13 protein-coding genes and 1 tRNA gene are annotated in these 12,075 nt (G+C 37.6%); 7 read left to right on the top strand and 7 right to left on the bottom strand.

Annotated elements, in window-relative coordinates; all coding sequences use genetic code 11:
• Positions 1-55: 55 nt before the first annotated feature.
• Positions 56-958: a S1 RNA-binding domain-containing protein gene (locus tag H6G41_RS20035; protein WP_190632018.1), complete on the top strand. Its 903-nt coding sequence runs from the start codon at positions 56-58 to the stop codon at positions 956-958.
• A gap of 144 nt (positions 959-1,102) precedes the next feature.
• Here the strand turns inward: H6G41_RS20035 and H6G41_RS20030 are convergent, their stop codons facing one another.
• The 3 genes from H6G41_RS20030 to H6G41_RS20020 all read right to left on the bottom strand — a co-directional run bounded on the left by H6G41_RS20030 (position 1,103) and on the right by H6G41_RS20020 (position 3,351).
• Positions 1,103-1,837, bottom strand: coding sequence for an HNH endonuclease signature motif containing protein (locus H6G41_RS20030; protein ID WP_190747936.1), 735 nt, complete (start codon positions 1,835-1,837; stop codon positions 1,103-1,105).
• Complete coding sequence (locus tag H6G41_RS20025) at positions 1,812-2,747, bottom strand: DNA adenine methylase (RefSeq protein ID WP_190747935.1); 936 nt, start codon at positions 2,745-2,747, stop codon at positions 1,812-1,814. Before H6G41_RS20025 ends, H6G41_RS20030 begins: the two co-directional genes overlap by 26 nt.
• A gap of 115 nt (positions 2,748-2,862) precedes the next feature.
• Positions 2,863-3,351, bottom strand: coding sequence for a hypothetical protein (locus tag H6G41_RS20020; RefSeq protein ID WP_190747934.1), 489 nt, complete (start codon positions 3,349-3,351; stop codon positions 2,863-2,865).
• A gap of 222 nt (positions 3,352-3,573) precedes the next feature.
• Between H6G41_RS20020 and H6G41_RS20015 the strand changes: the two genes are divergently transcribed.
• Complete coding sequence (locus H6G41_RS20015; protein WP_190747933.1) at positions 3,574-3,786, top strand: helix-turn-helix transcriptional regulator; 213 nt, start codon at positions 3,574-3,576, stop codon at positions 3,784-3,786.
• Positions 3,787-3,821: 35 nt separating this feature from the next.
• On the opposite strand, the gene H6G41_RS20010 is transcribed toward H6G41_RS20015, so the two are convergent.
• On the bottom strand, positions 3,822-4,907 hold the full coding sequence (locus H6G41_RS20010) for a serine/threonine-protein kinase (RefSeq protein ID WP_190747932.1): 1,086 nt from the start codon (positions 4,905-4,907) through the stop codon (positions 3,822-3,824).
• 261 nt (positions 4,908-5,168) lie between these two features.
• Here H6G41_RS20010 and H6G41_RS20005 point away from each other — a divergent pair, with 261 nt between their 5' ends.
• From H6G41_RS20005 to H6G41_RS19990, 4 genes are all read left to right on the top strand, one after another.
• The gene (locus H6G41_RS20005; RefSeq protein WP_190747931.1) at positions 5,169-6,569 is read left to right on the top strand and encodes a hypothetical protein; all 1,401 of its coding nucleotides are present in this window, start codon (positions 5,169-5,171) and stop codon (positions 6,567-6,569) included.
• A gap of 31 nt (positions 6,570-6,600) precedes the next feature.
• Positions 6,601-7,314 carry a flagellar motor protein gene (locus H6G41_RS20000; protein ID WP_190747930.1) on the top strand — a complete coding sequence of 238 codons (714 nt, stop codon included), beginning with the start codon at positions 6,601-6,603 and terminating at the stop codon, positions 7,312-7,314.
• 174 nt (positions 7,315-7,488) lie between these two features.
• Entirely contained in the window at positions 7,489-8,658 is a 1,170-nt protein-coding gene (locus H6G41_RS19995) for an ImmA/IrrE family metallo-endopeptidase (RefSeq protein ID WP_190747929.1), read from the top strand.
• Complete coding sequence (locus H6G41_RS19990; RefSeq protein ID WP_190747928.1) at positions 8,655-9,185, top strand: hypothetical protein; 531 nt, start codon at positions 8,655-8,657, stop codon at positions 9,183-9,185. The genes H6G41_RS19995 and H6G41_RS19990 overlap by 4 nt, the downstream gene beginning before the upstream one ends.
• A 56-nt stretch (positions 9,186-9,241) precedes the next feature.
• Here the strand turns inward: H6G41_RS19990 and H6G41_RS19985 are convergent.
• Both H6G41_RS19985 and H6G41_RS19980 read right to left on the bottom strand, forming a co-directional pair.
• Positions 9,242-9,328, bottom strand: a tRNA-Ser gene (locus H6G41_RS19985).
• Between the two features lie 88 nt (positions 9,329-9,416).
• Complete coding sequence (locus H6G41_RS19980; RefSeq protein WP_190747988.1) at positions 9,417-10,346, bottom strand: TIGR04168 family protein; 930 nt, start codon at positions 10,344-10,346, stop codon at positions 9,417-9,419.
• A gap of 403 nt (positions 10,347-10,749) precedes the next feature.
• Between H6G41_RS19980 and nadA the strand changes: the two genes are divergently transcribed.
• Positions 10,750-11,724, top strand: coding sequence for a quinolinate synthase NadA (gene nadA, locus H6G41_RS19975; RefSeq protein WP_190747927.1), 975 nt, complete (start codon positions 10,750-10,752; stop codon positions 11,722-11,724).
• On the opposite strand, the gene H6G41_RS19970 is transcribed toward nadA, so the two are convergent.
• Complete coding sequence (locus H6G41_RS19970; protein WP_190747926.1) at positions 11,721-11,870, bottom strand: hypothetical protein; 150 nt, start codon at positions 11,868-11,870, stop codon at positions 11,721-11,723. The genes nadA and H6G41_RS19970 overlap by 4 nt on opposite strands.
• Positions 11,871-12,075 lie beyond the last annotated feature (205 nt).

The raw sequence follows: 12,075 nt of genomic DNA, 5'->3' as shown, positions 1-12,075 counted from the left end.
ACAACTGACCACTGACCACTGACAACTGACTACTAACAATTTATCTTCAAACGTCATGAATTCCGAATCGAAACGTTCTCAAACAGCCAATTCGCCATTTACAATGGACGATTTTGCCAAAGCGCTGGAAAAACACGATTATCAGTTTCAAAAAGGGCAGATAGTGCATGGTAAAGTATTCCAGCTTGACCCTGATGGCGCTTACGTTGATATTGGCGGTAAATCGTCAGCTTTTATTCCCCGTGATGAGGCTTCTTTGAGAGCAGTTACCGATTTATCTGAAGTTTTACCACTGCAAGAGGAACTAGAGTTTTTAATTATCCGCGAGCAGGATGCAGAAGGGCAGGTAATGCTGTCGCGTAAACAGTTAGAAATTAAGCATATCTGGGAAAAATTGGCGCAAATGCAGGAAAATTCCCAGACTGTACCAGTGCGGGTAACTGGGGTAAATAAAGGTGGTGTGACTGTTGATATTCAATCTTTGCGGGGATTTATTCCGCGATCGCACTTGATTGAGCGTGATAATTTAGAAGCACTCAAAGGTCAAACTCTCACAGCTGGTTTCTTAGAAGTAGACCGTAATAACAAAAAGCTGATCCTTTCCCAGCGTTTAGCAACTCGTTCGAGCAGCTTTAGTTTATTAGAACTCGGTCAATTAGTGGAAGGTAAAGTCACAGGTATTAAACCTTTTGGTGTCTTTATCGATTTAGATGGTGTCAGTGCTTTACTGCATATTAAGCAAGTCAGCCAAAAGTTTATTGAGTCTCTCGATAAAGTATTTCAAATTGGTCAGCCAATTAAAGCGGTAATTATTGACTTAGACGAAGGTAAAGGAAGAGTTGCACTTTCTACCAGAGTTTTAGAGAATTTCCCCGGTGAAGTTTTAGAGAATATGGATGAAGTAATGGCTTCAGCTGAAGCGCGTGCTAATCGTGCTAGTCAAAAAGCTGACCAATAGCAATTTTTATTGATCGCACAATTGATTTTCATTTTTGAGACGCTTTCCTTGCTAATTCCTTTTCTAGTAAGAAAGCGTCTTTGTATTAGATAAGTTATTACAGAAATTTACTTACAGATTCTTTAGTCCGCCGCACTGGGTTTTTTAGCCTTCACTGTTTAGATTTATCTCCCGTTCGATTATTTCCTTAACAAATTCAGGTATTTCTTTTTCTAGACTGATCGCCCGTTGTTTTAACCTTTCATATATCTCAATATCGTCTCCTTCCCATAAAAGATCTACTCTTCTAACTTGCCGCATTGCAATATGTGTGTAACTTTCTGGATATGCCCAGTAACAAGACAAGCAAATAGATTTATCCTGAATGTTGTTCCAATTTTCACAATGCTCACATGACCAAGATTTAGCTCGATTAGCAGAGCCACAAAGCAGCATAAAATTTTCTGGTTCTAAATCCGGTTCTCCATCAACTTCAAATGGAATACGATGATCAATTTGCAATTCACGCTCATCAACTTTCTCTAAGTAGATAAAGCACTTGCAACCATATTTCGTAATCAACTCATCTTTAATTTGTTTGGATAAGCCTGTTCTACCAGAAAGTCTGGAAAACCTTGCCTTGCTAATATCTCCAAACTTGTAGGCAGCTATTTTTCTTCCATCACTCCCTGTGACGCGGAAAGTTTCTAGAGGAATTCCATGTTCTCTAACATCTCTAGCCGCCCTTGGAGGATGATTATAGCCATATATTTGTTTCAAGTCTTCCGTTGTTACAAAACCGTATTGCAAAATGTGGTCAATAACAGCCTTAGGTCTTTTAGCGGTGACCGACTGACAAAGTTTTATGAAATCATCAGGTAACTGTTGAAAACTGTCCATGCTTTCCCATTGAGGTCAGTTGGTTTGGTGATTTGCTAATATAGCTGGCAAAATCTGACAACTGCCCATCTGCTAAATTTGGCGATAAATATAAAGATTCTACTGTTATTTCATCTTTACCCAGCAACGTTGCTTGTGATGATCTCCCTACTTCGATTTCAATCTTTCTGAGTCCCAATTCCCAAGGTAATGTATTACCAAAGACTTTATTGCCTCGTCTGCCATCATAACTGATTGCAAACGCTACTTCTCTGCGATTTAACTGTTCAAGGGCTAGGACAAAATCATCAAAATGAATTCCAGAGAAATATCTTGAATCTCTATTTCCGCATACACCTTGATAGGGAGGGTCTATATAAACAAAATCACTAGTTTTTACCTCGGCTAACACTTCTCTGTAATCTAGGCATGTAAATTTACATTTACCTTTCAAAAGAGTAGAAACTCCTTCTATGTTTTTCTTCATCTTCTCAGGTTGAGTACCCTTACGCCTTTTATCAGGACTTTGATTGAAGTATCCGTCAGAGTTATAGCGAACAGCCCCTTTTACACATCGAGCTAATAAATACAAAAAAAGTTTTGGATCATTGGTTTTATTAAAATTTTCTCTAACCTCAAAGTAGTGATTTATAGAATCATGATGCTGCTCATTCCATATATTTGTATAAGCGTTCACTATTTCATGTGGTTTTTCTACAATTAGCTCCAATAGCTCAATCAATGGCTTGTTTAGGTCATTAAGCCAAAAGTTTTGAGAAATGCGTTTAGCAGCAGTAGCAATACTAATAGCTGCAGTTCCAGTAAAAGGCTCTACCAACCGGTTTACCTTATGAGGAAAAAACTTGAGAATATCTGAGGCAAGATTTCTTTTACTACCCTGATACTGGATTGGATGCGGTAGGCTAACCATCTTGATAGCAGAACAAATAATCTTAGTCAGTTTATCACAAGAGAAAAGGCAGCTTGCTGATCGGAACCCGACCAAGGATTAGCTAAGGGCTGAGTCCATTTGCTCTGTCAGTGTTTTAGCTTCTCAAAAGCAATTTTTCTTGTTGATAGCTATTTCGCAATTCTGCTAACTTTTCTGTATTAAAAGCAAATTGAATTGACTCAACTAGTTCTACCCAACTATGTAACATAGCCTCTGAGTGTGCTTGAGAGAATTCATCAATAAAAAATTCTCCCCACCAATGAGGCGCTTGCTTGTGGCGATGGGGTTCATGTTGCTTGCGCCAGCGTCTACGCCATTTTGCAACATCGCTTTGCGTCGGTGCTTTTACACCCAAAATTGGCGGAAAATCAGCATAGCTCACAAATTTACTCACGCCTTTACCATGAACGTAAATTATGTAGCGCCAGCATTCCACTGTATATATATCTTCACGATTAATTTGGAATCTTAAACAAATAGCTTCTTCGGTGACAAATCGCGCTAATGGATGAACGATCGCTGATTTATGAATAATTTTTGATTCACGGATGACAAGCGCTTTGGGCTTGAGGGATGATAACATAAGACTAAATTTCTGTTTAAAAAGAATGGGATTTCTGCTTAAAGGGAATGCCTTCTGTTTAAAGGAAATGCGTACCGTTCTCACAGAGAACATCTCTGTAAACAGAATGTACGCGATCAACTTCAACGCAATCGCCCTTTAGTTTTCCAGGCCAGAGGGCGATTGTTATTATTTAAGCTATAATTATTAAACGACTCATATAAGTCATTTGTCAAGTAAATTATGGGAATGGTTCGGTTAAAGATTAGAGAATTTGCTGCGGATAGGGGTTGGACGCTGAAAGAGGTATCTGACCGTTCTGGTGTGGTGTATAGTACTCTCAGAACCTACGCGCGATCGCCTGGACTGGCAACTGTAGATTTTACCGCAATTTTGAAGTTAGCACGCACTTTTGACGTAATGATTGAGGAATTAGTCGAGGTCGTGCAAGAATAATTATATCCTGGTATGAGTACAGATATTGGATCGCTCTAGCATCTACCATGCATCACAGAGGTTTGGTTATTTATTGCGATCGCTTGCGTTTGAGCATTCAAATTTACAATTATTTCTAGCAATAAAGCCTGTTGTCTCTTCGGCGGAGTATTTCTTGTTCCTGGTAGTAATCCAGCAGCATAAAGGATAGCAACAATCGATAACACACCCATGATTGTATAAAGAATCATATTACTTGTGGATTCATTGCTTGTTTGATATATATTGAACGATGGTGCGATCGCTTGTGTTGGTACTAAGTTTGTTGCAGATTGATTTGGATTTAAATCTCGTTTTATATCGAAAACTGTTTGATATCTAGCACTAAATTCATGGCGCACCATTTTCGATAATATATTTGCTAGCCAATCGCTAACTTCTGCTTTATCTCTCCAGACAATTTCTCCGTAAATATCCAAGGTTAAAGCTTGAGGTTCTAAACCTGTGAGTGCTTCAATTGCAGTCATTCCTAGCGCGTAAATATCACTATTAAATCGGGGATATCCTCGCATCTGTTCTATTGGTGCATAGCCTTGGGTATATATTTGCGTTCCTGGTTTTTGTAGCTGAGTATTTTGAGCAATAAATTCTTTGACAGCCCCAAAGTCAATTAAAAATAAATTATCGTCTTTATCTATAATTATATTATCTGGCTTAATATCTCGATGAATAACATTATTTTCATGGACAAATTCGAGGATATTAATTAATTTATCGATAATTTGGATAACTTCAGACTCTGCGAGATTTTGCTGAGATTGAATTTTTTCACTTAAAGTATTTCCCTGGATATATTGTTGAATTAAATAAAATTCTTGATTTTCTTCCACATATTCAAAGAAACTCGGTATATTCGGATGTCCGTTTAATTTTTGCAGAATATTTACTTCTCGTTGAAAGAGATTCTTGGCTGTAGTTACTGCACTTGGTTTAGTGCTAGAAAACGTAAAATGCTTAACTGCATAATGCATTCCAGATTGTAACAAGTCATTGGCTAGATAAGTTTTGCTAAAACCACCTTCCCCAAGTAATGCAACAATCTCATAACGTCCACCGATAATTTTAAATATCCCTGTATTCATCTGACAGTACCCTAGCAGAGATTGTCCCTAAGCAATTGCATTCAAAAAATACTTACTTTGTTTGCCGTATCAGCAAATATATTTCACTACTGCACCCTAACTATCTATGTTTAGCATGGCTAAAAGTCTAGTGATACAAGCATTGATTCAAGTATGTAACATATTTTATACTACAAAATACATGTTATGATGAATTTTACACACTGAGAAGTTTTATTACATATAGGTCATCTACTAATATACTTTTAAAGTTGCTAAATTATGAATCAACTTTCAATACGTTCTGGTGTATTAATAATTGGCGCAGTTTTATTATTACTTTATATAATTAAGCCTTCGTCTATACCTTGGTTTCCTTATTTAATAGTCTTGGGTTTTGTCACTTTAACTATTAAATCTACGATTGATGGTGTCAGACTGAAGAGAAATTTACTTCAACAAGTAGATACAATCCAACAAAAAATTCAGGCTGAATTAGTCCAGAAAGTTCAAGGTATTAGCAAATACCAATTAGAGAAGATTAATAAAGTAGCTTTAATAGAAAAAAGATGTAGTGACAACCCAGAATTAAAAATTTGGGAAAGACATAAGCGTTCCTATCAGTTACTTCCTAACTCCCTTTTAGCTCTCGGTTTACTAGGGACATTCTTGGGAATTACAATGAATTTATTCTTAATCGGGAGAAATACTGGCGGCGAACTGCAATTACAACAAGCCTTACCAGATATTATCGGTTCAATGGCGATCGCGTTTGTAAGTAGTCTTGCAGCTTTAGCAGGAAGCGTGTTTTTGACAAAATTTCATCCGACTTATGATTTAGAGTTAGAGAAAGATAAACTGCTGATTTCTTTAGAAGATTACCTAGATAATGATTTCTTGCTATCCCAAAACCAGCCAACTGTAGTTGAAAAAATAGAAGTTTTAATCAAGTCTATCGATAAATATTCCCAAAGCTTAAATAGTTTTATCACTACTTTACCGAAAAGCACTCAAGATTTTCAAAATGCTGTCACAGCAGCATCTAGTACACTTAATACATCTGCGAATAATTTCCAAGCTGTAGCGAATCAATCTTCGCAATCGATGCAAACAGGCGCTAATGTTTTAAGTAGTGCAACTAACAACTTAGCAAAGCTAACTACAACTTTTTCTGATATCACAAATTCTCTACGTAACTCGACAAATTCTTTTGATAACGCCATAGATAAATTACAAGACTATGCAGATAATCTAGAAGCTATTTGTCAGACTTTAGTTAATAATTCTTCAAAAATCCAAAACTTAATTCAAACTAATCAACAAAACCTCACACAAGTAAGCGATCGCCTAGTGCAAAATGCCAATAAACTGTCAACAAGCAGCCAATTTTTCAACACTAATGTATCCCAACTAACAACATCTTTAACGCACCATACTGGGGAAGTTGGTACACACAATAATCGCTTGCAGAGTTTGGTGGGAGTAATTGAAAATACTACACAAGCTTCTCAGACGAATACAACGCAATTAGTCTCAGCATTAAATCAAAATGCATCGCTATTAAATAATCAAATTAATCAATTACAAAAGATTACTGAAAAATTCGAGCAAAACAATCAAGCTATGCAGCAAATTCAAACTAATATGACTAATTTAGTAACTGCATTAGCAAGATTACAATAATCTTGAGTTAAACCTCAAGGGTGAAAATAATATGCCAAGAAGAATAAGAACTGTACCTATAAATGATACTTTTAGCATCTGGACTTCTTTTACTGATTTAATGTCTAATGCTTTTATGATTATGACGCTACTGCTACTATTAGTAATAGCCAGAAATTCAAAAAATAATGATGCCCAGATAGGAACTGGTGCAGATGAAAAGCCAACAATTATTGAACTACCATCGGCAAAATATGAATTTCCTTCGGGTAGCGCAGTATTACCACGTAATTTAAAAACCGATATCGGTCAAAATGGCATAATTTTAAAAGAAATTGAAAATAATATTAAGCAAATTGAAAATAGTAATAAAAAAGTTGATGTTATTGAAGTTATCGGTCATACAGATGGTGAAGAAGTTGGTTATTTAAAATGTAGTAATCAAAACGGCGGTAATTTAGATACCAAATTAGAAGAAGTAGCTACTCGTAATCGAGATGTTTCGATTTTATGTCCTGGTTCTAATGCTGATTTAGGTTTAATGCGCGCCTTAGCAGTAGTTAAAGAACTGCAAAATGTGCAACGTCAACAAAAATCAGGACTTTTCAAGCAGCTAAAATTTCGAGCCTATTCTGCGGCGCAATTGCTATTACCAGATGACCGAGGATTTGCACCACCAGACAGAAGCGATAATCCCAAACGTCGGCGGATTGAAATTCGTTTTGCTCAGTTAGGACAGTATAAAACACCGGGTAATAATCGCTAATAACTTTGATTTTGAGCAAAGATTACAAATATTAGGAAAGCAACTGGCGATCGCTTGTCTAATAATAGCTAAGCGTGATTATATGGCAATTCTGTAAAAAAAGTATATTATTAAACAGGCATTAATTTGGTTGATGAATGCAAAAGATTTATCAAATCATAGGAAATATCATCTATGGCATTTGACTATATCTTGCTAGGTAAAAAGCTACGAGAAGCGCGTGAAAGCCTACTGATTCAGCCTGAAGAAGCAGCAAGTAAACTTCAAATCAGTACTGATAACTATTATAAGTTGGAATCCGGACAATATAAAGTAACAGGCGATCAAGTTGTCTTACTAGCATCACTGTACCAGCGGGATTTTCGCTATTTTGTCACTGGTGATTATCCTTCAGCAGAATCCCAAATACAAGAAATGTTTCGCCTTAATTCATCACTATCAAAAAATGACAGGATAGCTATCCAACAGTTTGTAAGATTGTGCGAATATGAAAGTTTTTTAGAACAAGATATTTTTCAAAAAAAATCAAAACCTCTGCCAAATTATGCAACGTATAAATTTAGCCATAGCCATTTCAAAAAGCAAGGTGCTGAAGCTGCTGGATTTGAAAGAACACGTCTTAACTTAGGAATATCAATAATATCAGATATTTTTGATTTAATAAGAAGTCAAAGTATTCACCTTTTTAAACGTCAGCTAGAAGACCGTAATATTTCAGGTTTATATATACATCATCCAACCGCTGGACATTGTATTTTAATCAACTATCTTGACGACTTATATAGACAGAACTTTTCTGCTGCTCATGAATACTGTCATGCTCTTTTTGATTCATCTATTGGTCAAGAAGTTACTTACTTTAATAAAAATAATGATGGAATTGAATGGCGTGCTAATAATTTTGCTGGAAATTTTTTAATTCCTCAAAAATGGATAGAAGAAAATATTAAAAATATAAACCCAGAAGATTTAGTAAATACAATTATCTCTACATCAGAAAAGTTTAAAGTAAATTCTCAAGTTGTAATTATTCGTTTCCTAGAGATGAAATTGATTAGTGAAGAATTACATATGCAAATAAAGAATGAAAGGAGGCTAGTTATTAAATCACAAGAAAAATTCGATCCAGAAATTCCACAAAATCTATCTACAGGACAGAAGGAAAGATTAACACAATTAATTAGTCATGGACTTTCCTGGTATTTTATAGAATTATGTACTGAAGCATATAGACGAGGAGGTATAACTTATCACAAGTTATTAAATATGTTGTTATTACCTTTAGAACAGGGATACGAAATATTAAATGATTTTAGAACTTTTTTAAGGGTGGGCGGATTGTGAAATCTAGTGTGGTTATTGATACCTGTGCACTCATACATTTAATGTACATTCAGCGTTTTTATCTTCTTAAAGAACTTGGTTATTCTGTGATTACTACTATATATGTACAGTTAGAATTTGAAAACGAACGCGCAATTAGTAAGGATTATTTTTGCAATTTAGTTAGTAATCATGAAATTTCTCTTTATCCTTTAGAGATTGATGACCTTGTTGAAATGGCAAATATTCCTCAATCTAAAAAAGCTAGTGATGCAGAACTATCTTGTTTTGTAGTAGCAAAACGTATTGGTGGTAAAGCTATGACTGATGATTACACTGCGATTGATTACATACAGCGTCATGTTTCAATGCCACCAGGCAGCATAATTACTCTTTTTGATATGTTGTTTGAAGCATATTTAAGTTACTGGGTACTAGATTATGACCTACGAGACATACAAGCTAAACTGAGCGCTAAAAAGTTTAACTTTCAATACGAAGATATAGCTACTGAGTGTGCAAAAAGGCGATGGATCGCAGGTGAATAACCTCTCATAAAAGCTGTTATTTCTAGAGATTTTATAATTATTTTTAACCCATTCAACGGAGAGGGGGAGATTCGAACTCCCGGAACCCTTGCGGGTTCATCTGATTTCAAGTCAGACGCAATCGACCACTCTGCCACCTCTCCAGTAAACTGTCTAGCATTTTGTGTATCTGCTATGTACAGGCTTTCATAGATTAGCACAAAAGCTGACAGATAATACTATATCTTACATCTACGCAGATTGCACTACTGGACGCGATCGCTCGTAAAAAATTTCCTCTGAAACTACCTGGTAATCATCGCCTACCCAAACTAGGGAGGCTTGGGACACCACACCCGCCTCTAGGGTAACTAAAGAGAAATTACGCCGTTTTTTGCCTTGAATTTCTACTATCCTGGGTACGCTAGCCGCATTTAAGTAAATTGTTCCTTCTGGACTTTTCAGCAAAGGCTTGCGTAACTCCTTTTTCGTGTGTCGCAGGCTATGGTGCATGTGTCCAAATGTCACCAGGGGAATGGTTTTACCAGCGTTGAGAGTCTGGGAAATCGCTTCACCCAAATCCGGATCGCCAAAATCGCCGCCAAGCGGGAGCCAGTCTTTACCACAGGGATCTTCTGGGCGATCACCTAAGCCGCTAGGCCCGTTGTGTCCCAGAAAAATAATCGTATCGTATGCCGCACTTTTGACCGCAGCCACAATTTTATTCGCTGATTCTTCTAAATCCGTTACACCGTAACGTTCTTTGCAGATGTCAGCATATCTCCATTCTGGCCCGCCCCAACTAAAAGGACGACCGCCAACGACAGTTAAATTCCATTGGGGAAAATCCAACTTCCCATAACCAACATGGGCGGAACCTAATAAATCGAGTTGTTCTTGAACCCAGTCTTCCTTGGTGCGATCGTAGGGACATTTTTTCCGTCCCCATTCTGTGGCAGTGTACCATGCATCGTGGTTGCCCATTACAGCAGCTTTGGGAATATCAATAGAAGCGATCGCTCTCACCACCTCCACCGACTCATTACCAAAATCCCCGACAAACAGCACTAAGTCCACACCCAAATGCTTGAGTGCAATTCCATCGTCTTCTTCCCATTGGTCGTGAACGTCGCCAACTACAGCTATTTTCAGGTTTGTTGATTTTGTTATCTCACTGGTCATGCCACTGTCCTTGCCGTCTACTTTTAGGATAGGCAACTCAGCAGGATTTGCACACATATTGGGGCATGGGGCATTGGGCATTGGTAGTTTATTTACTATGCCCCTAGTTATTAAATTAAGCTAAAAGCCTTGGAAAATCTCGTTTACTGCCTCCTGCTAGAAATAAGCATAGGCGGAACGTGGAATAAGAGTTGTATTTTCAGTTTACACCAATGCCCCATCCCCTATGCCCCATGCCCAAAGCGGCGGAGCAACTATCTCCCTTTCCCCAAGCAAAGATAAAGTTCTCCGCCGCTTCCATAAAGCTTCTAGGATTTTTGGTGAAAACCACTATATTTTTTGGTAAAAACTACTATAATTAATCCACAGCACAAATACTTGCAACCTTAAGTAACCCCTAACTGTGTTTAAAACTGCACTTGTCGATCGAGAAACAACCCATCCGGGTGTACTACCACTGGATTTATTTGCGGCGATTGAAAGCCTCAAAAAAGAACTCAACGCAGTGATATTAGCCCATTACTATCAAGAGCCAGATATCCAGGATATTGCAGATTTTATTGGGGATTCATTACAACTAGCTAAAGCCGCAGCTAATACCAATGCAGATGCGATCGTTTTTGCTGGCGTTCACTTCATGGCAGAAACAGCAAAAATACTCAATCCTGATAAATTGGTACTGCTACCAGACTTAAATGCTGGTTGTTCTTTAGCCGATAGTTGTCCGGCGGAAGCCTTTGCAGCCTTTAAAGCCGCCCATCCCGATCACCTAGTGGTTTCTTATATTAACTGCTCTGCGGATATTAAAGCCATGAGCGATATTATCTGCACCAGTTCCAATGCTGTGAAAATTGTCCAGCAAATTCCGAAGGATCAGCCGATTATTTTTGCTCCCGATCGCAATTTGGGGCGTTATGTCATAGAGCAAACCGGACGAGATATGCTGCTGTGGGATGGTAGCTGCATTGTCCATGAAACCTTCTCAGAAAAGAAAATTGTCCAGTTAAAAATAGCCCATCCCGAAGCAGAAGCGATCGCTCACCCAGAATGCGAAACTAGCATCTTGCGCCACGCTAATTATATTGGCTCTACAGCAGCTTTACTCACCTATTGTCAAAACAGCCCCGCACAGGAATTTATCGTGGCTACAGAGCCAGGAATCATTCACCAAATGCAAAAACTTGCTCCTCAAAAGCGGTTTATTCCTGCGCCACCAATCAATAATTGTAATTGCAATGAATGTCCGTTTATGCGGTTAAATACTTTAGAAAAAGTGTATTGGGCAATGAAAAATCGGACTCCGGAAATCACCATGTCTGAAGATATTAGATTAGCAGCTTTGCGTCCAATGCAACGGATGTTAGAGATGAGTGTTTAAGTAAATTCATCCATTAAGTTTTGATAATCTGTAGAGACATAATTATCTTGTGTCTCTACATACAGCATATTTCCGGTAAATGAGGTACGCGCTTCGGGGCATGGCAGTGCCAGTGCCCCTACAATAAACGATAATCTGTACCTCACAAACTGGCAATCTGCTGTATTTTTTTGCTTTGAAATAGTTGGATTATAAGCATCAGTCTTGTGTTTATACCAATTTGAAAAAAGAATGCGACAGTAGGGGCGAGGTCACCGCCATGCCCTCTAAAATATATGGATAAACTTTGGTGAAAATGTATGTTCTGAAGTCATAGTATTTTTGACAATCATTTAGTTTAATGTAGGGTGT

Source organism: Tolypothrix sp. FACHB-123 (assembly GCF_014697075.1).
Classification (GTDB): Bacteria; Cyanobacteriota; Cyanobacteriia; order Cyanobacteriales; family Nostocaceae; genus Aulosira.
The sequence above is the reverse complement of the archived record's forward strand: the minus strand, read 5'-3'. Positions and strand labels throughout refer to the sequence as shown.

Bases quoted from the DNA above. Each gene is read 5' to 3' on its own strand.
- H6G41_RS20030 (WP_190747936.1), bottom strand. From the start codon at position 1,837: ATGGACAGTTTTCAACAGTTACCTGATGATTTCATAAAACTTTGTCAG.
- H6G41_RS20015 (WP_190747933.1), top strand. From the start codon at position 3,574: ATGGGAATGGTTCGGTTAAAGATTAGAGAATTTGCTGCGGATAGGGGT.
- H6G41_RS19995 (WP_190747929.1), top strand. From the start codon at position 7,489: ATGGCATTTGACTATATCTTGCTAGGTAAAAAGCTACGAGAAGCGCGT.
- H6G41_RS20025 (WP_190747935.1), bottom strand. From the start codon at position 2,747: ATGGTTAGCCTACCGCATCCAATCCAGTATCAGGGTAGTAAAAGAAAT.
- H6G41_RS20020 (WP_190747934.1), bottom strand. From the start codon at position 3,351: ATGTTATCATCCCTCAAGCCCAAAGCGCTTGTCATCCGTGAATCAAAA.
- H6G41_RS20010 (WP_190747932.1), bottom strand. From the start codon at position 4,907: ATGAATACAGGGATATTTAAAATTATCGGTGGACGTTATGAGATTGTT.
- H6G41_RS19980 (WP_190747988.1), bottom strand. From the start codon at position 10,346: ATGACCAGTGAGATAACAAAATCAACAAACCTGAAAATAGCTGTAGTT.
- H6G41_RS20005 (WP_190747931.1), top strand. From the start codon at position 5,169: ATGAATCAACTTTCAATACGTTCTGGTGTATTAATAATTGGCGCAGTT.
- H6G41_RS20000 (WP_190747930.1), top strand. From the start codon at position 6,601: ATGCCAAGAAGAATAAGAACTGTACCTATAAATGATACTTTTAGCATC.
- H6G41_RS20035 (WP_190632018.1), top strand. From the start codon at position 56: ATGAATTCCGAATCGAAACGTTCTCAAACAGCCAATTCGCCATTTACA.